Here is a 26,966-nt window from a genome sequence, read left to right on the forward strand (position 1 = left end):
CGGGTTCTAACATTCGCAAGCCCGCGGCAGCTAGCTTGCGATCACGTCGAGGCGGCCATAAGCCCCCAATCGGATCAATCCTGGCGAATCAGTCGAGGAGGAACGAAATTGCCGATGAATGAGGCATCCAAGTGAAGCGGATCATCGACGGCGCGGCCGCATCCGGCCTGATGGAGCCGCTCACCGCGCTGGTGGTCAAGGCAGGCGAAGCGATCCTTGCCGTCAACCGCGCGGCGATGCGGGTGGACGGCAAGCAGGACGGCTCGCCGGTGACCGAGGCGGATCTTGCCGCCGACCGCATCATCGCGGAGGGTCTCGCGCAGCTTGCGGCCGACGTGCCGACGCTGTCGGAAGAGCGGAGCCAGCTCGCCTCGCCGCCGTTTCGCGAAAGCTTCTTCCTGATCGATCCGCTCGACGGCACCAAGGAATTCGTTGCCGGCCGCGACGAGTTCACCGTCAACCTCGCCCTGGTGACTGAAGGCGTGCCGCTGCTCGGCATCGTCTCTGCGCCCGCGCTCGGGCTGCTCTGGCGCGGCATTGTCGGCCGCGGCGCCGAGCGCGTGAGCTTTGACGGCGCAACCATCGGCGCGGCCGAGCCGATCCATACCCGCAAGCTTCCGGCGCCGGGCGAGCCCTGGATCGCGGCGGTGAGCCGCTCTCACGGCGATCCCAAGAGCGAGGCGTTCATCGATGGCAGGCCCAATGCGGTCAGGCGGACGGTCGGCTCGGCCGTGAAATTCGGCCGGATCGCGGAAGGCAGCGCCGACATCTATCCCCGCTTCGGACCGACCTCGGAATGGGACGTCGGGGCCGGCTCTGCGGTCGTGACCGCGGCCGGCGGCAGGGTGACCGACGGCCAGGGCGGCGAGCTCCGCTTCGGCCAGCGCAGCGGCAATGGTTTCATCATCCCGGAGTTCGTCGCCTGGGGCGACCCGCAGGCGGTCGACCGCTACTGACCGAGCTGGTCCTGGAGGGCCGGCCAGCGCTTGCCGACCTCATAGAGGAAACGCTCCGGGTCGGCAGCGAAGGCGTCGCGATTGGCTTCGCGGCTGAACAGATAGAGCCGCTGCGCCACGAGCGCGAAGAAGCGGGGATTGCCGGCGATGACGACGCCGCGGGCGATATCGGCGGGATCATAGCCGCCGAATTGCGGCCCGTAGATATCGGGATGGGACAGGAAGGAGGCCCGGTTGCCCTCGTTGCGGAAGCGCCAGACCGCGCCCCAGAGGTTCGCCTCGAACTGCGCCTTCCCTCGCACGGCCGCGCCATCGACGAAATAGGCGACGGGATCGAAGCCCTCGATGGCGACGCCACTGAACCGGTTGACGACGATCCGCTCGGTGGTGGCAGCCCTTGCCGGCAACCCTGCGCAGATGATCCAAATGCCCGTCAGCAGGCAGACGAGGCAAACGCGGCGGCCGATCAAGGCAATTCCGGGGCGCAAAGGGCTATCTTCCTGCCGTTGTGCCGTCATAGTTGCTGCGGATAACATCCGAGTCGAGGGGACATCCGGTGCAACCTAGAACCGTGCCTGTTGGCATCAGGTTAAGGAAGCGATCGGTTTCGATACCAGGGGTTCTTTTATGACTTTCGCATCACGCCTTGCTGCGCTCGCGCTCGCCGCGATGGTCGGCTGGATCGTGCCGGCCTCCGCCCAGCAGGCGCCGCCGCCCAACCTGCCGCCGCCGCAGCGCACCCCGACGCCCAGCACCTATGGGCCGGACGAGCTCGTGACCGCCGGTCATCGCTTCTTCGGCAACGTCTCGCGCGGGCTCGCCTCGATCATCGAGAAGGCGGTCAGCCAATGGGGTCTGCCGAACGGCTATATCCTGGGTGAGGAAGGTTCCGGCGCCTTCGTCGCCGGCCTGCGCTACGGCGAGGGCACGCTCTACACCAAGAACGCCGGCGACCTGCGCGTCTATTGGCAGGGCCCCTCGCTCGGCTTCGACTGGGGCGGCGACGGCGCCCGCACCATGACGCTGGTGTATAACCTGCCCGCGACCAACGCGATCTACCAGCGCTTCGCCGGCCTCGACGGCTCGGCCTATATCATCGGCGGCTTCGGCATGACGGCGCTCACCGCCAACAACATCGTGCTGGTGCCGATTCGCTCCGGCCTCGGCCTGCGGCTGGGAGCCAATATCGGCTATCTCAAATACACGCCGCGTGCGACCTGGAACCCGTTTTAGGGCTCTTCTCCCAGCTGGGTACGGATCAAGGTTAACGACAGGGCGGGTCTGGCTTTTTGCCGGCCCGCCATGGCATTGTCGTTGGTAAATTTTTCCTTAGCTCTGGGAGTTTTGGCCCATGGTCGAACCGATCATGTACCTGGCGATCGGTTTCCTGCTCTCGATGCTGTGCGGGCTTGCCCTCGTGCCGCTGGTGCATAACCGCGCGGTGCGCCTGACCACACGCCGGCTCGAGGCGGCCACCCCGCTGTCGATGGCCGAGATCCAGGCCGACAAGGACCAGCTTCGCGCCGAATTCGCCATGTCGGCGCGGCGGCTGGAGATGAGCGTCGAGCAGCTCAAGAACAAGACCACGAGCCAGCTCGCCGAGCTCGGCAAGAAGAGCGACGCCATCAACCGCATGAAGATCGAACTGGGCGAAAAGAACGCCACGATCTTCGCGCTCGAGGCGCGCGAGAAAGCGGTGAAGGAGCAGCTCCGCGCCACCGAGGAGGAGTTCAACGCCAAGACCGAGGCGCTGCACGCCGCCGAGCTGGCGCTGAGCGACAAGCAGGCCGAGCTCGCCAAGATCAACTCCGAACTGTCCGACCGTTCGATCATGGCGGAGAGCCGCCAAGTCGAGCTCGTCGTCGTCCGCGCGCAGATCGAGGAATTGAAGAACCGCGTCGGCGATGCCGAGAAGGAGTTTGCCGCGACGCAAGCGCGCCTTGCGCACGAGCGGACCGAATCCGAGACCGCCTCGCGCGAACTCGGCGAGGCGCGCGGCCGCGTCGAGAATTTGAGCCAGCGCGTCACCGAGCTGGATCGCCAGCTCATCGTGCAAGTGAAGGAGGCCGAGATGCTGTCGGGCCGCGTCGCCGACCTCGAGGGACGCCTCGCCACGCAGGGCAAGCTGCTCGCCGAGCGCGACTATGAGAACAACCAGCTGCGCCAGGCCAATGAAAGTGCCGAACGCACCGTCAAGGAGCTCCGCGTCGAGATCGCCGCCTTGAGCGGCGGCAAGTCGTCGGCCGCGTTCGAAGCGCTGCGCGCGGAGAAGACCGCGCTGGAAGAGCAACTCCGTACCGCGCGCGACGAGCGCGCAAAGCTTCAGCGCGACATCAACGCGATCCAGCAGCAGGCGGAGAGCTCCTGGGCGACCGAGCGCATGGAGAACGCGCTGTTGCGCGAGCGCATCAACGACATCGCCGCCGAGGTCGCCAAGCTCGCGATGCAGCTCGAAGGCCCGAACTCGCCGATCGAGGCGCTGCTCGCGGCCGAGGCGGGCGAGCCGCCGAAGCCGGCGCCGCGCCCGGCCAACGATGCCGCGAGCAACGGCGCGGCCGGTAGCACCCTGCCCGAAGGCGGCGGAACGCTCGCCGAGCGCATCCGTGCGCTCCAGGCCCACGCCTCGCGTGCCCGCCAACAGGGCGCGTAATTGGGCCAAAACCCGGCTTCCTACCGAATTGCCTGGCTTGCAGCAGGTTTTCCGGCCCCACGGCGCCTGGAAACTTGACACCTTGGGCCCGCACTTCTAAATCGCGGGCTCCGATGTGCCGGCCGGCCGAAAGTCCGGCCGCCTGCATGATGGTCCCGGGCGCATAGCTCAGCGGGAGAGCGTTCCCTTCACACGGGAGAGGTCCAAGGTTCGATCCCTTGTGCGCCCACCATTTAGCATTTTAGGACAGCTAGTTAGGGATCTTATTCCCTTGATGTGTGCCCCGAAAAAGCTGGGGCACAGCAGGGGCACAATGGGCTTTGACAAAAATTGCTCCACCCGGAGCTAACCCTCGCAGGCACCCATCGACAATGCCCGCTCCTGACCGGTTGCGAGATACTTTAGCGCAGACCGCTAAGCTTATGGTCAGGTACGAAGGTTACGCGCCCCCTCGCACGCCCTCACCGTTGAGGCTCCTTTTGAGAGGGCGGCGTCGCGCTATGAAGGCGCGCATGACGCTCATGCCCGGCGCGGCGTACAGGGACGTGCGCAGTTGTCCTATCCCTGAGAGCCGTAGCAGCACCACCATCCCCTCGATGACTTCAAGGACGGAAACTCCGCCACGCCGTCTCCAACCGCATGAGCGCCTCCGTCGTCGGAGGCAGCCGGCCGCGATCGAGTTCGGACAGCTTGAGTTTGCTGCCGACTGAATTTGCGCAATCGAGCGGCTAATCGACGGGTGCGCGGTGTTGAGCTTGTTTGCGGCCGCGATCTCGTGCGGTGAGTATGAACGCGCGAAAAGCCTCGATCTGACGAAAATTCAGGCGCTGCGCCATACGCGAGCCCCGACTAAGGCGATGCGTCAGGCATCAACGGCGCGGGACGATATGGTAACCAGGTACAGGGATGTCACAACGACCGCGGATACCATCTGCGAAGCCCATTCATGCGGGTGCATTGGCCATGAGATAGGTGGCGAAGCTGACGTATTTGTTCAGTTTAAGACAGTCGAGAAGGCGGGCTACACCGCTCTTTGTGAGGGGGCCCGGGTCAGCTTCGAGCGCAAGACGGGCAGCTCGGGCAAAGTGCAGCACCACGATAAGAGTCCTCATTGCCTCCGGTTTCCTGCGACGCCTGAACCTCGTTTATCGAGTCAGACGGACTGCCGGCGAGCTCCGCGATTGCGGACGTCGAAGCCATGCGCAGTCAGATAGTGGCGTGCCCGCGCGTTTCCTTCGGGCAAACTTTCGATGAGGCGCTCCGCGGCGTTGGCGTAGACTTCCTCGACGGGGTCGGCGGCGACCGGCAGACCCTCGCGCGTGACGGGCGTCCATTTCCTCTCGGTCAGAACGGAAAGCCGTCCGGCGGACCCTTCTCTGACGCGAACGAAGCGCAGTTTCTTCCACGACGAGGGAGGCGCGGCGGCGACGTCCTCGAGATAGATGTCCGAAGAGATGTTCTCGTCGGAAAGCCAGGACCACAGCGACCGGGCGGAGGTGTAATCCACCAGCACCAGCGCGTTGGCATCTTCGGCCGCAACCTCGTCCACCACGCGTCGCACGAAGGACAGGAAGTTTTCGCGCCTCTCGGGCTGCTTCTCTCCGAGCGATGTGATTCCGGCCGACGCGACCGCGGTCAGCGTCTTCGAGAGAGCTTCGAACTTACCGGTATCCACCGCGCCGTTGCGCAGAAATCCGAGTCCCCGCCAGACAATCGCGCTCTCGAGGATGCTCTGATCCCCATACGATCGGACGAACAGCGTCTCTTCGTCAGTCATTCGGGATCCATTTCCGGGAAGATCACGTTGGCGCAGTTCCGCAGCGGATGCAGGAAAGGCTCGTAGAGGAGCCGGTAGACCTCGCGTTCGACCGCATCGGCGGAGGAGAGAAGCTCCTGCAGAACGTCGCGCATCGCCACGATCATGCTTGAGCGTTACAGAGAAGGATTGATACAGCCATAGCATAAGACCGCCTTAATGCGCTAAATATACGCGGCACCGAAGACATACTTTGCCCGCATCGCGCCCTCCGCCGCTGGGCGTTGTAGATGCTTCTTGAACGAGCTCCTCGGCACGCGAGCTGCGAAGAGAGGTGGTCGCCCAACTGCGTCGACACCGGCGGCGATGGCGGACTATTTTCTTGAATTGATGTAATTCTTGCTGCAAGCGTCGTATAGATGTTTGATTTGCTCCGGTGTAACTTTCGGGAGCGAGAATGATGGCCAACGCGCTCGATATCTATAAGGCTCATCCGGTACGATCGCAGCTCGGCATGAGAGCGGCACAATATGTCCGCATGTCGACACAACGGCAGCAATACTCGATTCAGAATCAGGCTGCTGTGATTGCAGCATACGCGCACGCCCATAGCCTGACCATTGTACGAACCTATCGCGACGAGGGAGAGAGCGGCCTGCTCATCAAGAACAGGGCCGGCCTTATACAGCTCATCAAGGATGTCCAAACAGGAGAAGCCGATTTCGGTCATATTCTGGTCTATGACGTAAGCCGGTGGGGCCGCTTTCAGGACGTCGATGAGAGCGCGTATTACGAATTCGTATGCAAACAGGCAGGCATCAACATCGTGTATTGTGCTGAGCAGTTTGACAATGACGGCAGCGTGCTCTCCAGCATCATCAAAAACATCAAGCGCGTAATGGCAGCCGAGTACAGTCGTGAGCTTTCGGCGAAGGTCCACGCTGCGCAGTGCCGGTTCGCCCGACTTGGCTTCAAGGTCGGAGGTCGCCCTGGTTATGCTCTCTTGCGAGAACTTGTCGATCAGAGTCAGCGGTCGCGAGGTGTGCTGAAGAACGGTGACCAAAAGTACCTCATGACTGATCACGTCCGAGTGCGACCCGGCATTCCCGAGGAAGTAGCCGTGGTGAAGTGGATCTTCGAGCGCTTTCTGCAGGTAAAGTCGGAAGCGACTATCGCCCGGGAGCTAAACCGGAGGGCCATACTCACAAGCACGGGAGTTCGGTGGACGCGCGCAGCGGTTAACACGGTGCTTAGAAACGAGAACTACATTGGAAACCTGACCTTCAACCGCCGATCACGCAAGCTGCGGCGGAACTGCACCTGCAATCCTCCCGAGCTTTGGATCACCAGCGAGAGATGTATCGAGCCGATCATCGAACGCGAAGTCTTCCTGAAAGTAAACAAGATCATTGAGGAACGGCGTGTCGATCTCACTGAAGAGGAGATGCTTGCCCGTCTACGCAAAACGCTGCTCAAGGAAGGGCGCCTGAGCTCTGCTATCATAGCCAGCACGGTCGGCCTTCCCTGCGCTTCGACCTATCAAACTCACTTCGGCAGCATGATGAACGTGTATCGGTTAATCGGCTACGCTCCCAAGCGAAACTATGCATTTCTTGAGTCGCGTCCGCGCTGGGCGGAGCAAGAGGCCAAGCTGGGCTCTCACATCGCCATGGCCATCAGGAAAGCTGGTGGTCGCATCACCTCTAGCAACCGGACCGATTACTTGCGCGTGCGTGGATCGGTCAACATCTCAATTCGATCAGCCCTCTGCTGCGGAAGGCAAAATCGAGCGCCGTATTGGTCGATCAAGCGCAGGGCACGCCTGCCTCAGGGCTGGATCGCCGCCATCAGGCTGTCTGAGCATAACGAGTCAGTGCTCGATTACGTACTGCTGTCGGCCGACGGGAAAGTAAAACGAACCATAAACTTTTCTGAGAGGGCTCGCGTTCGTCGTGGAATCGCTCGCTTCGATACCCCTGACGCTTTGGCTCGAGCGATCGCCAAGCTAGTAACACTTAAAGACCGTTGTGCACCAGCACTACAGGACAAGCGATCGAGACCAAAGCAGCTCCACACCAAGAACGCCCGCGCGCGGCGCTGATCAGACGCAGGCACGAAACTCCGCAAAGCAGTGCTTTATAATCTTTTGGAAGCTTGTCCAGATTTCGAGCGCCTTCACTCTTGCCGCGTGCCGCATCATGTTCCACGAGCCAAATCCGTGATCATGCGCGCACACTGACCCATTTCCACGCCGGGCTGGCCGAACATACGACAGCCGATCCAACACTCTTTGCTCGGCCGCATTTTCGGGTTTGATCGAAATTCGACACCATTTAAATTGGCAATGGAGCGCGCCGAGTGATCGAGTCCCGTGGCATGTCGAAAGAACAGGCTGCCGCTTACGCAGGTTGCGAGTCGATTTCGGCGTTCCACGACTGGGTTCGACGCGGAATTATGCCGAAGTCAATTCCTGGAACACGCAAATGGGATAGAAAAGCAATCGATGCAGCCCTTGACCGGATGTCTGGTCTCGACTCTAAAATTCGACCGCAGCTGTCACCCTACGACGAATGGAAGGCTTCGCAAAATGCGGATGCGGCTCAGAGGCATCAACAGCTTAACAAAACGGCTCGCTGACGGGACGGTCAAGACGTACTGGTACGCATGGAAGGGCGGTCCACGTATCGATGCAGAGCCTGGCACACCGGATTTCGTACGGCTGTACAGTGAGGCGATTGCGGCCAGACCGAAGAAGGATGCAGAAACGTTTAGCTCGCTCATCGACTACTTCAAAGATCAGAGCGAGTACACGGGTCTTGGCGACAAGAGCAAGCGCGCCTACGACCAGTATCTCGCTCTGATCGAGGGCAAGTTTGGCGGGATGCCGCTTGGCGCGATCGAGGACAGGCGTGCACGGGGGGACTTCAAGGCATTTCGGAATACGTTCGCGTCCACACCGCGTAAGGCGGATTACGTCTGGACGACGATCGCGCGAGTGCTCTCGGTCGCAAAGGACCACGGCAAGATCGGTGTGAACGTCTGCGAACGTGGCGGGCGGCTTTATGAATCCGATCGCTCGGAGATAATCTGGACCGCCGACGACATCCGTGCCTTTTGCAGTGTGGCGTCTATCGAGCTGCAGGCCGCTCTCCTGCTTGCGCTATGGACAGGCCAGCGCCAGGGAGATCTGCTACGGCTGACCTGGAGCCACTACGATGGCACGTGTATCCGGATGCGCCAGTCAAAGGGCCGCGGCAATAAGGGGCGGCAGCGCGTAACGATACCAGTCGGACCACCGCTGAAGGAGGCCCTCGATGCTGCGCTTAAGGAGAAGCGTTCAGCTGTCACCATTTTGGTCAACTCGTTCGGCCGCCCCTGGACGGAAGACGGTTTCCGGACAAGTTGGGACAAGGCATTCAAAAAGACGTCGCTGAAAGACTTGCACTTTCATGATTTGCGCGGAACGGCGGTCACCCGGCTTGCGCTGTCGAACTGCTCAGTGCCCGAGATCGCCGCGATTACTGGACACTCCATGGCTACGGTGCAGCAGATACTGGACGCACACTACCTCGGGGGTCGCGTCGAACTCGCGGAATCAGCGATCAAGAAGCTGAGCGCGGTCTACGGATAGAGAAGCAGCGAGAATTTGGGATGTGGACGGTTCCAGGTGAAGGCGTTCACCGGTCGCCAAGGCTTCTGCGTGAGAGAGCGCTCCACGCCGCCGGGAATGAGATAGCCGCTGCGGTAACGCGCAGCCATCCCGCCAGTCAATTGCTGAGCAGACGGCAGTGTCGACGAGCACGGAAACCGAACAAAAACTCCCAACTGACCTCCCAACTGAAAGGTCCGTTCTGCGCGAGGTCTGGCCAAGTCTTTGAAAAGCTTGGTGGGCGCACCAGGGCTCGAACCTGGGACCCGCTGATTAAGAGTCAGCTGCTCTACCAACTGAGCTATGCGCCCGAAAGGCGGTTAAAGCCTTGCGAGGCCGGTCGTTTAGCAAAGCGATCCGGGTATGGCAAGCGATGGGACGCAAGTTTTCCAAGGCTTCGTCCACACGTCCAAAAAAGCGAAAAGCCGCCGGATTCCAGCGGCTTCGCCAGGGTTAATCCGGGGACAATCCGGCCCCCCCTTAGAGCCGGCCTTCGCCGTCCCGGTCCGGACCGCCGTCGCGGTCGAAACGGTCACGGTGGAAGTGCTCCATGCCGCGCTCCATCATGCGGTCCATGCCGCGTTCCATGAAGTTGCGGGGCGGGCTGTCCTCGCCGCCGCCGAATGGGCCGCGGTGGCGGGTCAGCACCGCGAGGCGCCGCTTCTGGCCCTCGTCCAGCGTCTTGTAGAGCGGATCGGCGGCATCGGCGATCTTCTTCAGGGCCGCGGAACTGGCGCCCATGTCCTCGGCGCGCTGGCGCAGGCGCGCAATCGGATCCTCCGGCTTGTCGGTATCGCCCGGGCCGGCATTCATCCGCGCATTGGCGCGGTCGATGCGCAGCTTGGCGAAATCGCGCACGGCGGCCTCGACCGGCGGCCACAGCTTCTCCTGATCGGCATTGAGCTTCAGGCCGGCATGGACGGCGGCGATCCGCGCGTCGACGAAGGCGGCGCGGTCCTCGGGGTTCATGCGGATGTGATGGAAGCGCTCCATCCACGGGCGATGATATTGAGCATAGACCACGCCCGAGCCGGCGATGCTGAGCACGGCAATGGCAGCGATGGTGAACTTCCTCATACGGACCTCCTCTGGAAGGATGCCCTGAGGATGAGCGCGGTGCGGCTGGCGCGCAACTTACAACTTGGACAGGAAGCGGCGCTCTTACGACGACGTGACGCCTGATTTTACCGCCAGCCACAATTGGAAATCATTCGCAACAAAAGGCTTCCGTGCAGCTCGCACGGAAGCCCCCTTCATCGTCTTTCCAGATCAGTTGGTCGTGCTCTTGGCTTCCCTCAGGAATTCGTCGATCAGCGGCTGGCCGACGCGGCTTGCGGCGTCCTTGTAGACCGGCTCCATCGCCTTGCGCATCGCCTCGTCCTGCTCGCCCGTGAGCTTGATGATCTCGCTCTTGCCGCTCTTCTTGATCTCGGCGAGCGCGTCGTCGTTCTCCTTCTGCGACTGCGCGTTGCTGAAGGCGGTTGCTTCCTTCATCGCCTTCGAAAGCTGGTCGCGGATGTCGGCCGGCAAATCGTCCCAGAACTTCTTGTTCACGATCACGACGTAGCCGATGTAACCGTGATTGGTCTCGGTGATGTACTTCTGCACCTCGTGCATCTTCTGGGTATAGATGTTCGACCAGGTGTTCTCCTGTCCGTCGACGACGCCGGTCTGGAGTGCCTGGTAGACTTCCGAGAACGCCATCACCTGCGGCAGCGAGCCGAGCGCCTTGAACTGGGCCTGGAGCACGCGCGAGGACTGGATGCGGAATTTCACGCCCTGATAGTCGGCAGGCGCGATCAGCTTCTTGTTGGCGCTCATCTGCTTGAAGCCATTGTCCCAATAGGCAAGTCCCGTGATGCCCTTGGCGTCCAGGAGCTTGAGCAGCTTTGCGCCGAGCGGGCCTTCCGTCACCTTCCGCAGCGTCTTCAGGTCGGGAAGGATGTAGGGCAGATCGAACACCTCGAACTCGCGGATGCCGAGCGGACCGAATTTCGAGTTGGACGGCGCCAGCATCTGCACGCTGCCGAGCTGGAGCGCCTCGAGCTCTTCCTTGTCCTTGTAGAGCGTCGAGTTCGGATAGACTTCGACCTTGACCTTGCCGCCGGTGTACTTCTCGGCGAGCTCCTTGAATTTCTCCGCCCCTTTGCCCTTCGGCGTGTCGGTGGCGACGACGTGGCTGAATTTGATGATGATCGGGTCAGCGCTGGCGGGGCCGACAAGGCCCAAGGCCAAAGCCGCGACGGAGGCCGCGATCGCAAAGGTGCGCATAATCTCTCCCTGGTGTTATTGGGCCGCCCAGCATGCCGAGCGGCCTATCCTCATGCCGACAGCATCAATACAGGCCGGCAGCCTGCACGGCTATTGGCCGTTAGCAGGGCAGGTATTCATGGTGAATGCCGCGAGCATCGCTGCGCCCTCTCCCGCTTGCGGGAGAGGGTTGGGGAGAGCGCGGGGACATTCCCTGTGAGAACGGAGCCTTCACCCGCCTCGCTCCGGCGCGCAAGTGCGCTGCCGAGCGCGTCGGCCTCTCCCGCCAGCGGGAGAGGCGGAGTCAGCTGCGTCAGCTCGCCGCTGCCGCCGTCACCGTATCGCGCTGGCGCTTCATGACGATCTTGTTGAGCGCGCCGAGATAGGCCTTTGCGGAGGCCACCAGCGTATCCGGGTCGGCCGCACGCGCCGTCATCGAACGGCCGTCCTGCGACAGCCGCACCGAGACCTCGGCCTGTGCGTCGGTGCCTTCGGTTACCGCGTGAACCTGGTACAGCTCGAGTTTGGCCTCGTGCGGCACCAGGCGCTTGATGCAGTTGAAGACCGCGTCGACCGGACCGTTGCCCTCGGCCTCCTCGATCTTGATCTGACCGTCGACGTCGAGCTTCATGGTCGCACGCTGCGGGCCATGGGTGCCGGCGATCACGGTCAGCGAGGTCAGCTTGATGCGGTCGTGCGAGGCCGCGATCTCCTCATCGACCAGCGCCTCGATGTCCTCGTCGTAGATGTCCTTCTTGCGGTCGGCCAGCGCCTTCATCCGCGTGAACGCATCTTCCAGCTGGTTCGGACCGAGCTTGTAGCCCATCTCCTCGAGCTTGTGCACGAAGGCATGACGGCCGGAATGCTTGCCCAGCACCAGCGAGGACTGCTTCAGGCCGACCATCTCGGGGCGCATGATCTCGTAGGTGGAGGCGTCCTTCAGCACGCCGTCCTGGTGGATGCCGCTCTCATGCGCGAACGCGTTCCGGCCGACGATGGCTTTGTTGTACTGCACCGGGAACGAGGTCGCCGCCGATACCATCTTCGAGGCGCGGGTCAGCTGCGTGGTGTCGATCTTGTTCCAGTACGGGAATTTGTCGTTGCGCACGTTGATCGCCATCACGATCTCTTCGAGCGCCGCGTTACCGGCGCGCTCGCCGATGCCGTTGATGGTGCACTCGACCTGGCGCGCGCCGCCGACCACGCCGGCCAGCGAGTTCGCCACCGCCATGCCGAGGTCGTTATGGCAGTGCACGGAGAACACCGCCTTGTCCGAGTTCGGCACGCGCTCGATCAGCGTCTTCATGAAGTGGGTGTATTCCTCCGGCACCGTATAGCCGACGGTGTCGGGGATGTTCACCGTGGTGGCGCCGGCTTTGATCACGGCCTCTACGATGCGGCACAGAAAGTCCATCTCGCTGCGGGTGCCGTCCTCGGCCGACCATTCGACGTCGTCGATCTGGTTGCGGGCGCGGGCGACCATGGCGATCGAGGTCTCGATCACCTGCTCCGGGGTCTTGTTCAGCTTCACCCGCATGTGCAGCGGCGAGGTCGCAATCACGGTGTGGACGCGACCGCGCTTGGCGAACTTCACCGCCTCGGCGCAGCGGTCGATGTCGGCCGGGTGCGCGCGCGACAGGCCGGCGATCACCGAATTCTTGGAGCGGCGTGCGATCTCGCTGACCGCCTGAAAGTCGCCTTCGGAGGTGATCGGGAAGCCGGCCTCGATGACGTCGACGCCCATGTCGTCCAGGAGTTCGGCGACCTCGAGCTTCTCCTCGAAGGTCATGGTGGCGCCGGGGCACTGCTCGCCGTCGCGCAACGTGGTGTCGAAAATGATGACGCGGTCCTTGTCGGACTTGTTCACGGTGGCCATTCCAAATTTCCTTTTGAGCTTTTGCGCCGTTCAGTCTGCTGGGCGCTTGAGGTGTCCGGTGATCTCGACCAACCCCTGAGCGCCCAGGCGCGTGGCGCCCAGCCGGCCCTCAGGGGCAGCTAAGAAGAAGCCCGCCAAGGAGGAGGGTGGGCAGCGCGGCCGGGATCGTGGCGGCGGCCGCAGCCACCTCACCCGAAATCCCATCGATTTGGCCGCGAATCAGCATTGCCAGACCCTTTTTGAGCCCACAATCCTCGGTCAAAACCGTTGACGGTTGGTTGCCGGGAGGCTCGATGCGCCCGTTTCTAGACGAGAAACGGCCGCAACTGCAACGCCAAAAGATGGTCAGGAGAGCTGACCTAGTAGAGGGGAATTTGTCGGCTAGCGCGCGACTGCCGGCTATCCGGTGCCGGTGCGACGGGCGCGGGCCCTGCTCTCCCAGCGGTTCAGCATCTGGCCAAGCTCGCCGGTGGTAACCACGGAGGCGCCGGCGTTCGTGATCTCGTTGGTGTTTGCCGGCGCGTGGGCGGAGAGCCAATCCGGCTCAGTGTATTCACGCCAGCGGCGTGCCTCCGCCCGCCTTTTGCGGGAGACGTAGTCCCGCGTGAAGTAGCCGGCCGCAAATGGGATCGCGAGCAGAATGACCAGGACGACAATTTGCACAATGAGCTCCGGCTTTATCCCCGTCAGCCTCCAACCCAAACGCATTCGAAGGTGACGAAATTGCGACCCGCCTCGCGCAGCGGTTTCGATTCCACCCCTCGCAACCGGCTGCGGACCGCATTAACCTCCGCCCGCTCGGCCGGATCAACCGGCCAGCGAACATGATCGGGAGGACGCGATGACACGCCAAGAGGCTCGTGACGGAGAGCAGCGTGACCACGATGGTGCGCTGTCACGACGAACACTCGTCCAAGGAGTTGTACAAGGGCTTGCGCTCGGCGCCGCCGCCACAATGGCCGGAGCCGGCTCCGCGCTGGCGCAGGCCGGCCCCGCCGCACCGCCAACGACGATCACCACCCCGCCGCGCGACTTCGGCCCCAGTGGCGCGCCGACCACCTATTTCTGGGACCCCGACATCATCGCCGTCGATCCGTCCTTCAACGATCTCGCGCAGCCTAACACCGCGATCAAGCGGCTCTACACCGGTGTGCTCTGGGCCGAGGGCCCGGCCTGGAGCGCGCAAGGACGTTATCTGCTGTGGAGCGACATTCCCAACAACCGTCAGATGCGCTGGAGCGAGGACGACGGTCGCGTCAGCGTGTTTCGTGCGCCGTCCAACAATTCCAACGGCAACTCATTCGACTTCCAGGGCCGCCAGCTTTCCTGCGAACACCTGACGCGTCGGGTGACCCGCTATGAGCATGACGGCACCGCCACCGTGCTCGCGGACTCCTATCAGGGCAAGAAGCTGAACTCGCCGAACGACATCGCCGCGCATCCCGACGGCAGCTACTGGTTTACCGATCCGCCCTATGGCGGCCAGCTCTACGAAGGCGAGCCCGATGTCGCAGGCGGCCCGAGCAATGCAGGCGGCAAGCTCAATCCGCGGATCGGACAACCCGCCGGCTTCGTGGCAGGCAAGCGCGAGTTGCCGACCAACTGCTATCGCATCGACCCTTCGGGCCGCATCGACCTCGTCGTCACCGAAGACCAGGTGCCAGATCCGAACGGCCTCTGCTTCTCACCCGATTACAAGAAGCTCTACATCGCCTCGACCGGCAAGGGACCGGGCGACACCGGAGCGGGCGGCAAGGGCGAGATCTTCGTGTTCGACGTCGGCAGCGACAACAAGCTCTCCAACCCTAAGAAGTTCAGCGATTGCGTGATCGACGGCGTGAAGTGCGGGCCGGATGGCCTGCGCTGTGACGTCAACGGCAATGTCTGGGCCTCCAGCAATGCCGGGCGCGCCGTCGGCTACAACGGCGTGACGGTGTGGTCACCGGACGGCAAGCTGCTCGGCCGCATCCGCCTGCCGGAAGTATGCGGCAACGTCTGCTTCGGTGGCCCCAAGCGCAACCGCCTGTTCATGGCCGCGAGCCAGTCGCTCTACGCGGTCTACACGGCGACGCAAGGCGCCGGCCCGGGCTGAGCGATGCAAGCTCCATTGCGAAGCGGCGCCGGCGCTCCTCGCCGGCGCCGAATTGTTTTGATAATCCTTCGGCGCGCGAGTGCACTTCGAGGAGAAAACCATGCGTGTCGTGATCTGCGGCGGCGGCGTGATCGGCGCATGCACTGCTTGGTTTCTGCGGCGCCGCGGCATCGACGTGACTGTCGTGGAGCGAACCGAGATCGCGGCCGCCGCGTCCGGCAAGGCTGGTGGCTTCCTGGCGGGCGACTGGTGCGCCGGCACGCCGCTCGATGCGCTGGCGCGGCGTAGCTTTGCGCTTCACGCACAACTGCCGGAGCAGATCGCGGGCGATTGGGGCTATCGCGCGATGTCCGCATATAGCGGATTCGTTGCAGCCGATAGTGATCCTCGCCGGGACTCACCATCCGCGCTCGGCTGGCTGAGTGACGGCGTCATCATCGCACAGCGCATCGGCACGCCAAAAACCACTGCGATCGTCCATCCCGGAAAATTCACGTCGGCCACGATGAACGGGGCACTCGCGCTAGGTGCGGAGCTTCGCCTCGGCCGCGTCACCGGCATCGTGCGCGACGCAGATGAAATAGCCGCAAAGGGCGTCGAGATCGACGGAGACATCATCGAGGCGGACGCCGTCGTCATCGCCATGGGACCATGGTCGCTGCTGGCCTCGCAATGGATGAGCCTGCCCGCGGTCTACGGCCAGCGCAGCCCGAGCATCGTGTACGACACCGGCGCGGACGTGCCGGCCGATGCGCTGTTCCTCGAGCACGAGGACGGCGGCAGCGCCGTGTCGATCGAGGTTTTCCCGCGCGCCGATGGTAGCACGCATATCACGGCACTCTCCGACGTCGCGCCGCTGCCGCTCGATCCCGCAGCCGTGACGCCCGACCAGGACGCGATCGCGCGCCTGGAGGCGATGAGCGAGCGGCTGTCGCCGCTGTTCCGGCCCGAGAAGATCATCGCGCGGCAGGCCTGCTTCCGCCCGGTGACGCAGGACGGCTTGCCGTTGATCGGCAAGGTGCCGCAGAGCGAGGGTCTCTACGTTGCGACCGGACACAATGTCTGGGGCATTCTCAACGCACCCGCCACCGGTGAGGCGTTGGCGCAACTGATCGCCGAGGGGACAACGCAGATCGACCTCTCACCATTCGATCCCGCGCGGCTTAGTCCACTCGATCCGTCGCTGCTGCAAACGCGCTGAACCGAGCGAAGTCATGTTCGCGCGTACTTGCATGGGCGCCGACGAAATCTGCATGCCTAATGGCCCTGAGCCCCCGCTGCTCTCTATTTGCGCGGCGCTAGACTTTAGTCCGCCTCTCACAATCCTCAATGCAGTTTCACTTGCCGAGAATGCCCTCGCCGGTATAGTCGCGCCCCAATAGCTCACAAGAGGCTTGCTCAAGGGAGAAAAACAACATGAAGAAAAGACTCTCTGTTGCATTGCGAATTCGCTCGACGCCGCCGTGACCGGCGCGCCGGAGGACGTCGTCAGGACTGACGTCAGTCTCCAGAGCTCCATCAAGCCCACCGCAAATTGAACGGAACGGCATCCGGGCCTTGCCCGGAAAGCATTCCGCATGCGGTGCACGCAGCAGCTTTTCCTCCAAGCGGCAGCCAGACTGCCCGGCCAATTCTCAATGCGAGCATTCCAGATTTTGATCGACGGCTTTGCCATCAGCGCTCTCTACGCTCTCGGTGCAACCGGCTTCACGCTGATCTTCGGCGTCTCCGGCGTGCTCAACCTCTCTCACGGTGCCATCATGGTGGCCGCAGCGGTGGCGGCCTGGGCCGCCGCCAGCATCCTCAATGTCGGCACCTATGCCGGCGCGCTGATCGGCGTCGGCGTCGCGCTTCTCACCGCCTTCGCCACCTATTTCGCGGTGGTGAAGCCGATCCAGGATTCGCGGCGCATTCCGAACGAGGAGAAGGAGATCTTCGTCCTCACCGGCACCCTGCTGTGGGGCATCATGATCCAGGAGCTGATCGCCTATTTCTTCACCAACAACGCCAAGACCGTGCTGCCGATCGTCGACGGCGTGGTCGAGATCCTCGGCGTCCGCACGCCGCGCAACGAGATTTTCACGGCGATCGTCTGCTGCCTGGTCATCGCGCTGCTGTGGCTCCTGGTGAACCGCACCCGCACCGGCAAGGCCGTGCTGGCGGCCTCGATGAACCCGCGCGGTGTCACCCTGCTCGGGCTTGAGCTCACCAACATCTACATCGTGGTGTGGGCGATCTACGGCATCCTGGCCGGCATCGCCGGTGTGCTGCTCGGCATGTTCTTAGGGGTCAGCTCCTACAGCGTCGGTCCGCTGACCGCGAGCGCGTTCTCGATCGTCGTGCTTGGCGGGCTCGGCAGCGTGTCCGGCTCGCTGATCGCGGCCTTCGTGGTCGGCTATCTCGAGACCCTGACGGCCTACCTGCTCTCGCCGGCCTACCGCACCATCCCGGCGCTGCTGCTGCTCGTGTTCGTGATGTACATCCGGCCCCAGGGCCTTCTTGGGAGGCGCTGAGATGTCTACCTTCTTCACCTCGCGCCTGTTCTTCATCTCGCTCGCGCTCGTCATCATCGCGGCAACGCTGCCGCTCTACGTCTCCGGCTACGTGCTCGGCCTGCTCACCGTCGCGTTCTATTTCGGCGTGTTCGCGATGGCCTGGGACCTCTTGTTCGGCTTTGCCGGCGAAGTCAATTTCGGGCCGACCTTCCTGATCGGCGTCGGTGCCTACGCCGCCGGCATCCTCAATGCCCAGTTTGGCTGGTCGGTTTATCTCTGCATCGTCCTCGGCGCCCTCGCCGCCGTCATCGCCGGCCTCGTGCTGGCGCTGCCGGCCTTGCGCGTGCGCGGGCCCTATTTCGGCCTGACCACGCTGGTTGCGGTGCTGATGCTGCAGAATTTCATCGTGGTGTTCGCCGACCTCACCGGCGGCGAGATCGGGCTCACCATCCCCGACGTCATCTCCATCAATGCCGGCACGAACTACTGGATCGCGCTCGGCTTCATGACGATCTCGGCCGCAATCCTCTACGGCCTGTCGCAATCGCCTGTTGGACTCGTGCTGCAGGCCAGCGGCCAGGATCCGGTGCAGGCCGGCGCGCTCGGCTTCAACATCGTCAAGCACAAGCTCGCCGCCTTCATCGTCAGCGCGTTCTTCTCGGGGCTGTCGGGCGCGCTGCTGGTGTTCTACTTCGGCACCGCCTCGGTCGGCACCGTCGTCGACGTCGCGGTCGGCGTCAACGTGATCGTCTCGGCCGTGCTCGGCGGCCGCCGCACCGTGCTTGGCGCGGCGTTGGGCGCGATCTTCCTGATCGTCGCCGGCGAGTTCTTGCGGCCGACCGGTGAGCTCGCAACCTTCATCGTCTCGGCGGTCGCGCTCCTCGTCGTGCTGTTCTTCCCCGGCGGCTTCCTCGGAGCGGCCCTCTCGCGCGAGGCGCGCTCGTGATGGATATGAGGCTTTCAAACCGGGCCGTGCTCGAAGTTCGCGGCCTGACCAAACGCTTCGGTGGCTTAACCGCGGTGAAGAACCTCGGCTTCGAGGTCAACGCCGGCGAGATCTTTGGCCTGATCGGGCCGAACGGCTCCGGCAAGTCGACCGCGATGAAGAGCGTGATGGGCATCGAGCGCCCGACATCAGGCGAAGTCGTCTTCGAGGGCGAGGACGTCGCCGGCCTGCCCGCGCACAAGATCGCGCGCAAAGGCTTTGGCATGGTGTTCCAGCACTCGCGGCCGCTGAACCGGCAGACGGTGCTGGAAAACATCATGGTGGCGCTGCTGCCGGACAGCCTGTTCATGCTGTTTCCGGACAAGGCGCTGGTCGAGCGCGCCAAATGGATCGCCGAGCGCGTCGGCCTCGGCGCAGTCATGAACCGCCGCCCGCCGACGCTGCCGTTTGCCGATCTGCGCCGGCTCGAGCTTGCCAAGGCGATCGCGCGTGACCCCAAGGTCGTATTGGTCGACGAGCCCTTCGCCGGCCTGACGCGGGCCGAGGTCGACATCTTCTCCGACCTGATCCGCAGCTTTCGCGACGAGGGCCGCGCGGTGATGCTGGTCGACCACAACGTCAAGAGCGTCGCCGCCCTCGTCGACCGCGTGCTCGCGATGTATCTCGGCGAGGAGATCGTCACCGGCAGGGCCGACGACGTGATGAAGAACGAGACCGTGCGTCGTGTCTATCTCGGCGGCGCCATCGAGACCCATGCGCGGCCCGAGACCAGCTTCAAGGACAAGGTGCCGCTGCTCCAGGTCGAGAATGTCAGCGTGTTCTACGGCAAGGCCCAGGCGCTGGAGAACGTCTCGATCCACGTCCATGAGGGCGAGTTCGTCTCGGTCGTTGGCCTCAACGGCGCCGGAAAGACCACGCTATTCAACACCATCTCCGGCTTCCTGCCCTATAGTGGCGAGATCGTCCGTGGCGGCGAGAAGCTGCGCGGCATCAGCCCAGCCAGGATCGCACGCAGCGGCCTTGTGCAATGCCCGGAATCGCGCGAGCTGTTCGGCGAGATGAGCGTGCGGGAAAACCTCGATCTCGGCGGCCAGCACCTTTCCGATGACAAGCGCGCGGCACAGCTCGCCTGGCTGTTCGAGCTGTTCCCGATCCTGAAGGAGCGCCAGGGGCAATTGGCACAGACGCTCTCCGGCGGCGAGCAGCAGATGCTCGCCATCGGCCGCGCATTGATGATGCAGCCGCAGATCCTGATCCTGGACGAGCCGACGCTGGGCCTTGCCCCCGTCATCCTCGAGCAACTGTCCAAGGCGCTGACCAAGTTGCGGCAGACCACGTCGATCACGGTGTTGCTCGGCGAGCAGAACGTGACCTTCGCGCTGCCGCATGCCGACCGGGTCTATGTACTGGAGCATGCAAGGATCGTCTGGGAGGGCGATCCCGGCCGCTTCGCGAGCGAGGCCGGCGCCGATTTTCTTTGAGTCCGTCAACATCAACAAAAAACATGGAAAAGGAAACGACCATGCGACCATTAGTTCTCAACAGCAGCCTGCTCGCCTACGCGCTGGCGCTGTGCCTCGCGGCACCCGCCTACGCGCAGTCGACCGATCCGATCAAGATCGGCGTCATCGCCGAGGTGCAGTCGATCGCCGGTGCGGCGACGCCGGGCGGCGCGCAGATCGCTGCCGACGAGATCAACGCCAACGGCGGCGTGCTCGGCCGCAAGATCGAGATCGTCACCTACGATAACAAGAGCTCGTCGGCGGATTCCGTGCGCGCCTTCCAGCGTGCGGTCAGCGAGGACAAGGTCTCCGCGGTGATCGCAAGCTATATCAGCGAGGTCGTTCTGGCGCTGGAGCCCTGGGCGGCGCGGCTGAAGATGCCGTTGATCACGCCAGGCGCCGCCTCGAACGAGATCACCAAGGCCATCCACAACGACTACGAGAAGAACAAGTACACCTTCCACGGCTACCTGACCTCGGCAGCCCAAGCGCAGCTCGTCTGCGACGCGGCCAAGGACCTGCTCGTCGACAAGCTCAAGTTCAAGACCGTCGCGATCATGAGCGAGGACGCCGCCTGGACCAAGCCGCTCGATGTCGGCTACGAGGCATGCCTGCCGAAGGCCGGCCTCAAGGTCGTCGAGCACGTCCGCTTCTCACCTGATACCACCGACTTCACGCCGATCTTCAACAACATCGAAGGCAAGAAGCCCGACGTGATCGTCACCGGCATCTCGCATGTCGGCGTGCAGCCGACGGTGCAGTGGAAGAACCAGCAGGTGCCGATCCCGATGTTCGGCATCAGCGCGCAGGCGCTGAGCCCGACCTTCTGGAAGGACACCAATGGCGCGGCCGACGGCATACCGTCGCTGGCGGTGGCGACGCCCGACGTCGCCGTCACTCCCAAGACGAAGCCGTTCGCGGCCGCCTTCAAGGCCAAGTTCGGCACGCCGCCGGCCTATACCGGCTACACCTCCTATGACGAGGTCTACTTCATCACGGAAGCAATCAAGCGCGCCGGCTCGACCGATCCCGACAAGATGGTCGCCGAGCTCGAGAAGACCGATTACGAGGGCACGATCGGCCGCATCCAGTTCTACGGCAAGAACGACGAGTTCACCCATGGCATCAAGTCGGGCCCCGGTGCTGTCACCGGCCTCGTCTTCCAGTGGCAGGACTCCAAGCAGGTCGTGGTCTGGCCCGAGAAGATCGCGGAGGGCAAGATGAAGTTTCCGACCTTCGTCAAGCTGTCGCAGTAACCAGTCGCATCGACAGGAGGCCCATCGCTCCGCGCGGAGTGATGGGCTTTTTGCTGCCTTTCGCAGATGCGTTCTACGCCGCCGCCTGCCCTATCGACCTTGGGCGATGTTGACTTTCGCCATCCCGCTCCCAATACTTCGCAAAAATAACAGCCAAATATCCAAATTAATTGAGGGAGGATAGGATGCCGACTTCACGCAGGCAGCTGCTGAAGACCTCGGCGGCTGCCGCCGCCGCACTCAGCCTCGATTGGACACGGGCCCAGGCCCAAGCCGAGAATTTGCGAATTGGCGTCATCTACGATCTGACCGGCCCGTTCGCCGCAGGCGGTTCGGTCGCCTCTTCGATCGGTGCGCAGATCGCCATCGATCTCGTCAACGAGAAGGGCGGGATCGGAGGCAAGACCAAGATCGTGCCTGTTGCCGCCGACTCCCAGAGCAAGCCGGACGTCGCGATCAACGAGGCCGAACGCCTGATCAACCAGGAGAAGGTCGATATCCTCAACGGCGTCTATGCGAGCTCGCACGCCGTGCCGCTCGCCGCCAGGGTCGAGCAGCAGAAGAAGATCCTCTGGATCACGACCGCGGTCTCGACCGCCGTGTTCAAGGACAAGAATCTGCAATACGTCTTCCGCGCGCAGATTCATTCCGACCAGTACGGGCAGGCCTTTGCAAGCTTCATCAACGAGCATGCGAAAGCCAAGCTCGGCATCGACCCCAAGGAGGTCAAGGTCGCATTGATCCACGAGGACGGCCCCTATGGCGTCGGCGTTGCCTCCGCCGACGAGGCCTACGCCAAGCAGGCCGGCATCCAGGTGGTGCTGCGCGAGGGATATTCGGCCTCGGCGCCCGATCTCTCGGTGCTGGTCACCAAGATCAAGCGCGCCAAGGCCGACGTGATCTCGCACGCAGGCTACAACCCCGACATCACCCTGTTCCTGCGCCAGGCCCGCGAGAGCGGCCTGCGTTTCAAGATGCTGTTCGGGGCCGGTGCCGGCTACAGCCAGCTCGACAAGCTGCGTGCGACTTTCGGCTCCGACATCGACAATTTCTGCAACATCGATCCGGTACCGGCGCAGCTGCTCGATCCCGCCAAGCTCGCGCCGGGCATGGGCGATCTGATCAAGACCATGGTCTCCCGCTACCAGGCCAAGACCGGCGCGACCGACGTGCCGCCGCACTGCTCGATGGGTTTTAACCAGACCTGGGTGCTGCTCAACAATGTGCTGCCGGTCGCCAAGGAGAAGTACGGCAGCTTCGAGCCCGAGGCCGTTCGCAAAGCAGCGCTCGACGTCGACATCCCCGCCGGTGGCACCATCCAAGGCTATGGCGTGAAATTCTTCCCGCCGGGCACGCCGCTCTCCGGCCAGAACGAGCGTTCGACCCCGGTCGTGATGCAGAATGCCGGCGAGCACATCTCGGTGGTGTGGCCGACGAATATCCGGACGCGGGAGCCGGTCTTCCCGCTGCCGAAGGGCTCGACCTACGGGGCGTGAGGCGCGGCGCGAGCGGTCCACCCTCCCCTGGAGGGGGAGGGTCGCTACGCATGCAGCGAAGCGGAATGCGTGGCGGGGTGGGGTGATCTCTCCACACGGGCACTGCCCGATTGGAGAGATCACCCCACCCCGCTCGCGCTTCGCGCGATCGACCCTCCCCCTCCAGGGAGGGTAAAGAGCAGCACTCCCTACAACACCACCCTTCTTCCCTGCTCCGCCGCCCAATACCCGGCATAGTTCACCTTGATCGTCTCATAGGCCAGCGCGAGGTCCGAGAGCGGCTTCCGTCCCGTCGCGGCGCATTCCATGAAGTCCTGGATCTCCTGCAAATATCCGCGCGTCCATTCCTCCTCGAGGCAGACATATTGCCAGCCGGTTTTGCGGTCGACCTTTTCGGTGATGTAGACGCTGGCGAGCTTCTCCTCGCTGGTCTGATAGCTCATCAGATGCGTGTTCGGGGTGATGTTGGCGAACAGCGAGCCGCCGCTCGTGTAAGTCTCGATCAGGTTGCGCACGCCGCCCATGATCATGTCGCCGGAGAACACCGTCGCCTTGGTGCCGTCGGAGAAGGTCGCCGTCAGCGTGCCCCAATCCTCGACATCGACCGGATTGGCCTTGATGTAGGTGCGTTCTTCGCTCTTGAGGCCAGCGGTAACGTTGCCGACATCGCAAGTGACGCTGGCGACGCCGATGGTCTCGCCACGCGCCTTGGCCTCGACCTGCTTCAGATAAAGCACGGCCGAGAGCGGGTGACAGCCCATGCGGATCAGCGAGCCGCCGCCCGTCATCGCCCATTGCGCGGCATGCGCGGCGTGCGAGCCGGAATGGCTCTCCTCGCCCTTCATGAACAGGATCTTGTCTTTCGTCGCCTTGATGATCTCGGCGGTCTTGGTCACCGCGGGCGCGTAGATCCAATCCTCGGCATACATGAACAATTTTCCGCTACGCTCGATCGCGGCTCGCGTCGCGTCCATCTCCTCCAGCACGCGCTCATACATCAGCGCCTTCGGCACATGCTTGCCGATCGGCCGCGCATCGCCCTCGCGGCCGAAATAGCCCGCAAACGGCTTTTCGCAGATGACGTGCTTGCCCGCCTGTATGCCGGCGACGATCATCTCGGCATGAAGGTTGGGCGGGGTGCAGATGTCGATGACATCGAGCTCGCGGTCCGCGATCACTTCCGCGAAGCTGCGATGGACGCGCGGGATGTTGTGGCGGGTCGCGAACTCGACCACATGATCGCCGCGCGCAGCCACTGCCGCAACCTCGACGTCCACGCCATAGACGCGCCGGAACGCATACATGTGCAGCTCCGACACGAAGCCGCAGCCGACGAGTCCCACTCTGATTCTTGCCATAGCGCCCTCACCCCTTGCTTTGGGTGGCACTATAGCCCGCTTGCCGGCCTAATCCACCGAGACCCGCACCACGCCGGCGCTCATCATGCCCAGTGCGCGGGCGGCGGGCACGGAGAGATCGACGATGCGGCCGCGGATGAACGGGCCACGATCGTTGACGCGGCACTGAATCGTTCGTCCGCTGAAGGATACCCTCAGCACGGTGCCGAAAGGACGCGTCCGGTGCGCGCATGTCAGCTCGCCACCTTTACCGGCCTTTCCATATCCGTAGTACGAAGCAAGCCCGCTTTCGGCGTGGGCAACGGAAAAGGCAAAAAGCAAAAAGCTGGCAAGAGATATCAATAGCGTCGTCTGCGCTTGCACGGCACCCTCCCGGTTACCTGCCCGGCGCTGCCAACGTCGCTTTGTTCCCCAAGGTTCCCAACAGACTGCCGGGCGGTGCCCGGCAGTGCCATCACACTTTGTTACCGATTGTGAAACACCAACGTGCGCACCTCGATGCTCTCGCGCGGGGCGGCATCTCGCGGTGTGGTCGGATCGACGAAGGCCGTGTGCGGCCCGAACCGCGTGCGGCCGTCGATTGCGGAGTCATAACACTTGAGCAGCAGCGCCTCGCCCGGCGTCATCTCGGGGAAATAGAACCAGCGGTGGTTCGGATTGTACTTCACCGAATAGGTCTCGCCGCGACGGTTGGGATAGATCAAATCGGAGGCGACGAGATCGTCGGGCGCAACCGTCGTGCCGTCGGCCATCGCCAACGGTGAATCGCGCAAGGGGCCGCGGATCGGCCGCCAGAGATTGATCACCTGCACGCGCCCCTTCAGCAACTCTTCGGCTTCGTCAGGCAAGTGCTCGCGCACGCGATTGGCGCCGGAGACAGCGGTCTGATCGACATGCACGCGCGTCGCCGGCTGGCGCGGGCCGCCACCACGAATGTCGGCGGCGCCCTCGACGCGCTTGCGCACGGTATGATCGAAGATGACGACACGATCGGCCTTCAGCGTCGCCTGCAGGAACGCCTCGACGGCGGGATAGTAGACGGCGCGAATTTCCTCGTCGTTGTAAAAATCCTTCACCTGCGTCGGATGGCGCACCAGCGCAAAGCCTTCGCGATCGAGCGAGAAATTCTGCGCAATCAGCCGCGCGTCAAAGATCGGGACCTGATGCGGCTCCGCAAGCGCCGTGCTCTTCGGCTCGCCCGGGGGCGGATCGAACGCGTAGGTACGCGGTTTGGCTGATGTCGGTGCGAGATAGTTGAGTTCGGCAGTAACGAAGGGAAGCGATTCGATTTTTGTTTCTTGCAGGCCCATGGCCGGTCTCCCGATATGGTCGTCGGATTGATTTTTGCCGCGGAGCCGCGGGGTGCAAGGGAGGCGATGCAAATAGCAATGGGGGTGTTGTCAGGCGTGAAGAACGAAGAAGGAAAGCATCGAGGAATGCGAGTGCCATGGAAACACTGTCTCGTCTCACGGATGCTTGAGAACTTCGTGAGGTTTCGTGCCCCGGACGCAGCGCAGCGCTTCTTCAGCGATGCGCTGCTGAGCCGGGGCCCATCCAACCGTGAGAGCATTCTGTGCGGCATGGGTCCCGGCTCTGCGGAGCAGCGTTTCACGCTGCGCCGCGTCCGGGACACGAGAGCCGCTACTACAACCCCACCTTCGCAATTGCATCGGCGAACGAACGATCCACGATCTCCGCGGCATCCAGCTTCTGCTTGATCAGGCCCCAGCGGAAATAGAGGTCGATCGTGCTCTGCTCGTCCGCGACCACGCCGTCGTCGATCGGCGCGATGCGGATCTTTGCGCGCGAGAGCCAGTTCTGTGGCACGGCGGTTGAGATGACCTTCGGACTGCGCCGCGGGCTCGCTCAATTTCTCCCGCTTGCGGGAGAGGTCGGCGCAGCGCGCCGGGTGAGGGCTTTCTCCTCTGGGGGTTCTCGTCCGTGGAGACACCCCCACCCCGACCCTCCCCCGCAAGCGGGAGAGGGAGCGCACTGTGTTCGCGGAAATAGGCAAATCCCGCAAGGCAAAGGGCGGCGAGATGCGCGGCTTTCGCCTCAAGCCAGGCCCGCTGCATCTCGCCGCGATCGTGCTCGCGCATTTGGCCTGCATGAGCCTGATCGTGTGGCTTCCGCTTTAGCCGCGTGAAATCACCAATAGGCACGGTAGTACGGACGCGGATACGGCCGATAGCCGTAATAAGGCCGATAGTACCGGCGATAGCCATAGTACCGCGGATAGGCGTAGGCCGGCCCGTAGCCGTAATAGGCCGGCGCATAACCATAGCCGTATCCCGGATATCCATAGCCGCCGTAATATGGGCCGCCATAATAGCCATAGCCGTAGGGCGCGCCGCTGGCGATGGCGCCGCCGATGATCGCGCCGGCCGCGAGGCCACCGAGGCCCCATCCCCAGCCGCCGCCGCGCCAATGCACCTGCGTGACATCATCACCGGCCGCGGCCTTCATGGTCGCGACGTTGGTCGGCATCGGTCCCGCCGCGGCCTGCTCGATTTGGCCGGCCATGACCACGCCGGCCAGCGAACAGGCAATTGCCGTTGTCCAGATCCTCATCGTCTTACTCCCTGTCTGACGTTTCGCTTGGAAAAGGATCGCAACACCATGATCGAACATCCTTGCGCCAAGTCAAAGCGCCAAGTCAAAGCCCGGACCTTGCGTGCGGCGCA

General features: G+C 63.3%; 26 protein-coding genes, 2 tRNA genes and 1 pseudogene. 14 read left to right on the forward strand and 15 right to left on the reverse strand.

What is annotated here, in order from left to right; translation table 11 throughout:
* The first annotated feature begins 131 nt into the window (after positions 1 to 131).
* On the forward strand, positions 132 to 956 hold the full coding sequence (gene cysQ / locus ACNJX8_RS33495; protein ID WP_164940364.1) for a 3'(2'),5'-bisphosphate nucleotidase CysQ: 825 nt from the start codon (positions 132 to 134) through the stop codon (positions 954 to 956).
* On the opposite strand, the gene ACNJX8_RS33500 is transcribed toward cysQ, so the two are convergent.
* On the reverse strand, positions 950 to 1,444 hold the full coding sequence (locus ACNJX8_RS33500) for a YHS domain-containing (seleno)protein (protein ID WP_439358225.1): 495 nt from the start codon (positions 1,442 to 1,444) through the stop codon (positions 950 to 952). The genes cysQ and ACNJX8_RS33500 overlap by 7 nt on opposite strands.
* Positions 1,445 to 1,583: 139 nt before the next feature.
* Between ACNJX8_RS33500 and ACNJX8_RS33505 the strand changes: the two genes are divergently transcribed.
* The 3 genes from ACNJX8_RS33505 (at position 1,584) to ACNJX8_RS33515 (ending at position 3,838) form a co-directional block, all read left to right on the forward strand.
* Positions 1,584 to 2,189, forward strand: coding sequence for a DUF1134 domain-containing protein (locus ACNJX8_RS33505; protein WP_018646986.1), 606 nt, complete (start codon positions 1,584 to 1,586; stop codon positions 2,187 to 2,189).
* A gap of 118 nt (positions 2,190 to 2,307) precedes the next feature.
* Positions 2,308 to 3,606 carry a hypothetical protein gene (locus ACNJX8_RS33510; protein ID WP_439358226.1) on the forward strand — a complete coding sequence of 433 codons (1,299 nt, stop codon included), beginning with the start codon at positions 2,308 to 2,310 and terminating at the stop codon, positions 3,604 to 3,606.
* A gap of 157 nt (positions 3,607 to 3,763) precedes the next feature.
* A tRNA-Val gene (locus ACNJX8_RS33515) sits at positions 3,764 to 3,838 on the forward strand.
* 921 nt (positions 3,839 to 4,759) lie between these two features.
* Here the strand turns inward: ACNJX8_RS33515 and ACNJX8_RS33520 are convergent.
* On the reverse strand, positions 4,760 to 5,383 hold the full coding sequence (locus tag ACNJX8_RS33520) for an RNaseH domain-containing protein (protein ID WP_439358227.1): 624 nt from the start codon (positions 5,381 to 5,383) through the stop codon (positions 4,760 to 4,762).
* On the reverse strand, positions 5,380 to 5,517 hold the full coding sequence (locus ACNJX8_RS33525) for a hypothetical protein (RefSeq protein WP_164935218.1): 138 nt from the start codon (positions 5,515 to 5,517) through the stop codon (positions 5,380 to 5,382). Before ACNJX8_RS33525 ends, ACNJX8_RS33520 begins: the two co-directional genes overlap by 4 nt.
* Positions 5,518 to 5,822: 305 nt before the next feature.
* Between ACNJX8_RS33525 and ACNJX8_RS33530 the strand changes: the two genes are divergently transcribed.
* Positions 5,823 to 7,463, forward strand: a complete 1,641-nt coding sequence (locus ACNJX8_RS33530; RefSeq protein ID WP_439410299.1) for a recombinase family protein — start codon at positions 5,823 to 5,825, stop codon at positions 7,461 to 7,463.
* Between the two features lie 486 nt (positions 7,464 to 7,949).
* Positions 7,950 to 8,993, forward strand: a complete 1,044-nt coding sequence (locus tag ACNJX8_RS33535; RefSeq protein WP_439358229.1) for a tyrosine-type recombinase/integrase — start codon at positions 7,950 to 7,952, stop codon at positions 8,991 to 8,993.
* Here ACNJX8_RS33535 and ACNJX8_RS33540 read toward each other — a convergent pair.
* The 6 genes from ACNJX8_RS33540 to ACNJX8_RS33565 form a co-directional block, all read right to left on the reverse strand.
* Positions 8,984 to 9,121, reverse strand: a complete 138-nt coding sequence (locus ACNJX8_RS33540) for a hypothetical protein (RefSeq protein ID WP_439358230.1) — start codon at positions 9,119 to 9,121, stop codon at positions 8,984 to 8,986. The genes ACNJX8_RS33535 and ACNJX8_RS33540 overlap by 10 nt on opposite strands.
* A 125-nt stretch (positions 9,122 to 9,246) precedes the next feature.
* A tRNA-Lys gene (locus ACNJX8_RS33545) sits at positions 9,247 to 9,322 on the reverse strand.
* A 169-nt stretch (positions 9,323 to 9,491) separates the two neighbouring features.
* Positions 9,492 to 10,088 carry a Spy/CpxP family protein refolding chaperone gene (locus ACNJX8_RS33550; protein WP_439358231.1) on the reverse strand — a complete coding sequence of 199 codons (597 nt, stop codon included), beginning with the start codon at positions 10,086 to 10,088 and terminating at the stop codon, positions 9,492 to 9,494.
* A gap of 192 nt (positions 10,089 to 10,280) precedes the next feature.
* Complete coding sequence (locus ACNJX8_RS33555) at positions 10,281 to 11,282, reverse strand: TRAP transporter substrate-binding protein (RefSeq protein WP_439358232.1); 1,002 nt, start codon at positions 11,280 to 11,282, stop codon at positions 10,281 to 10,283.
* 292 nt (positions 11,283 to 11,574) lie between these two features.
* Positions 11,575 to 13,137 carry a 2-isopropylmalate synthase gene (locus tag ACNJX8_RS33560; RefSeq protein ID WP_439358233.1) on the reverse strand — a complete coding sequence of 521 codons (1,563 nt, stop codon included), beginning with the start codon at positions 13,135 to 13,137 and terminating at the stop codon, positions 11,575 to 11,577.
* Between the two features lie 399 nt (positions 13,138 to 13,536).
* Positions 13,537 to 13,803: a hypothetical protein gene (locus ACNJX8_RS33565; protein WP_439362017.1), complete on the reverse strand. Its 267-nt coding sequence runs from the start codon at positions 13,801 to 13,803 to the stop codon at positions 13,537 to 13,539.
* A gap of 175 nt (positions 13,804 to 13,978) precedes the next feature.
* On the opposite strand from ACNJX8_RS33565, the gene ACNJX8_RS33570 reads away from it, so the two are divergent.
* Both ACNJX8_RS33570 and ACNJX8_RS33575 read left to right on the forward strand, forming a co-directional pair.
* Positions 13,979 to 15,229 carry an SMP-30/gluconolactonase/LRE family protein gene (locus tag ACNJX8_RS33570; RefSeq protein ID WP_128942812.1) on the forward strand — a complete coding sequence of 417 codons (1,251 nt, stop codon included), beginning with the start codon at positions 13,979 to 13,981 and terminating at the stop codon, positions 15,227 to 15,229.
* Positions 15,230 to 15,329: 100 nt separating this feature from the next.
* Complete coding sequence (locus ACNJX8_RS33575) at positions 15,330 to 16,430, forward strand: NAD(P)/FAD-dependent oxidoreductase (protein WP_439358234.1); 1,101 nt, start codon at positions 15,330 to 15,332, stop codon at positions 16,428 to 16,430.
* 136 nt (positions 16,431 to 16,566) lie between these two features.
* Here ACNJX8_RS33575 and ACNJX8_RS33580 read toward each other — a convergent pair whose 3' ends face one another.
* Positions 16,567 to 16,836, reverse strand: a complete 270-nt coding sequence (locus ACNJX8_RS33580; RefSeq protein WP_439358235.1) for a hypothetical protein — start codon at positions 16,834 to 16,836, stop codon at positions 16,567 to 16,569.
* Between the two features lie 30 nt (positions 16,837 to 16,866).
* On the opposite strand from ACNJX8_RS33580, the gene ACNJX8_RS33585 reads away from it, so the two are divergent.
* From ACNJX8_RS33585 to ACNJX8_RS33605, 5 genes are all read left to right on the forward strand, one after another.
* Entirely contained in the window at positions 16,867 to 17,742 is an 876-nt protein-coding gene (locus ACNJX8_RS33585) for a branched-chain amino acid ABC transporter permease (protein WP_091878870.1), read from the forward strand.
* Position 17,743: 1 nt separating this feature from the next.
* Positions 17,744 to 18,670: a branched-chain amino acid ABC transporter permease gene (locus ACNJX8_RS33590; RefSeq protein WP_128945942.1), complete on the forward strand. Its 927-nt coding sequence runs from the start codon at positions 17,744 to 17,746 to the stop codon at positions 18,668 to 18,670.
* On the forward strand, positions 18,670 to 20,151 hold the full coding sequence (locus ACNJX8_RS33595) for an ATP-binding cassette domain-containing protein (protein ID WP_439358236.1): 1,482 nt from the start codon (positions 18,670 to 18,672) through the stop codon (positions 20,149 to 20,151). Before ACNJX8_RS33590 ends, ACNJX8_RS33595 begins: the two co-directional genes overlap by 1 nt.
* A 41-nt stretch (positions 20,152 to 20,192) precedes the next feature.
* Positions 20,193 to 21,428 (forward strand): ABC transporter substrate-binding protein, encoded by a 1,236-nt coding sequence (locus ACNJX8_RS33600; RefSeq protein WP_439358237.1) that lies wholly within the window; start codon positions 20,193 to 20,195, stop codon positions 21,426 to 21,428.
* A gap of 185 nt (positions 21,429 to 21,613) precedes the next feature.
* Positions 21,614 to 22,924, forward strand: a complete 1,311-nt coding sequence (locus ACNJX8_RS33605) for an ABC transporter substrate-binding protein (RefSeq protein ID WP_128942818.1) — start codon at positions 21,614 to 21,616, stop codon at positions 22,922 to 22,924.
* A gap of 188 nt (positions 22,925 to 23,112) precedes the next feature.
* Here ACNJX8_RS33605 and ACNJX8_RS33610 read toward each other — a convergent pair whose 3' ends face one another.
* The 4 genes and pseudogenes from ACNJX8_RS33610 to ACNJX8_RS33625 all read right to left on the reverse strand — a co-directional run.
* On the reverse strand, positions 23,113 to 24,282 hold the full coding sequence (locus ACNJX8_RS33610) for a Gfo/Idh/MocA family protein (RefSeq protein ID WP_439358238.1): 1,170 nt from the start codon (positions 24,280 to 24,282) through the stop codon (positions 23,113 to 23,115).
* A gap of 48 nt (positions 24,283 to 24,330) precedes the next feature.
* Complete coding sequence (locus ACNJX8_RS33615) at positions 24,331 to 24,645, reverse strand: septal ring lytic transglycosylase RlpA family protein (RefSeq protein ID WP_128942820.1); 315 nt, start codon at positions 24,643 to 24,645, stop codon at positions 24,331 to 24,333.
* Positions 24,646 to 24,746: 101 nt separating this feature from the next.
* The gene (locus tag ACNJX8_RS33620; protein ID WP_439358239.1) at positions 24,747 to 25,592 is read right to left on the reverse strand and encodes a CmcJ/NvfI family oxidoreductase; all 846 of its coding nucleotides are present in this window, start codon (positions 25,590 to 25,592) and stop codon (positions 24,747 to 24,749) included.
* A 334-nt stretch (positions 25,593 to 25,926) separates the two neighbouring features.
* Positions 25,927 to 26,121 (reverse strand): annotated as a pseudogene (locus ACNJX8_RS33625) (ABC transporter substrate-binding protein); the annotation flags it as partial.
* Positions 26,122 to 26,276: 155 nt separating this feature from the next.
* On the opposite strand from ACNJX8_RS33625, the gene ACNJX8_RS33630 reads away from it, so the two are divergent.
* On the forward strand, positions 26,277 to 26,420 hold the full coding sequence (locus tag ACNJX8_RS33630) for a hypothetical protein (protein ID WP_439358240.1): 144 nt from the start codon (positions 26,277 to 26,279) through the stop codon (positions 26,418 to 26,420).
* Positions 26,421 to 26,430: 10 nt separating this feature from the next.
* Here the strand turns inward: ACNJX8_RS33630 and ACNJX8_RS33635 are convergent, their stop codons facing one another.
* Positions 26,431 to 26,853 carry a hypothetical protein gene (locus ACNJX8_RS33635; RefSeq protein ID WP_091878885.1) on the reverse strand — a complete coding sequence of 141 codons (423 nt, stop codon included), beginning with the start codon at positions 26,851 to 26,853 and terminating at the stop codon, positions 26,431 to 26,433.
* Positions 26,854 to 26,966 lie beyond the last annotated feature (113 nt).

Origin of the sequence: Bradyrhizobium sp. SPXBL-04, from assembly GCF_051853035.1 — a bacterium.
Classification (GTDB): Bacteria; Pseudomonadota; Alphaproteobacteria; order Rhizobiales; family Xanthobacteraceae; genus Bradyrhizobium; species Bradyrhizobium zhanjiangense.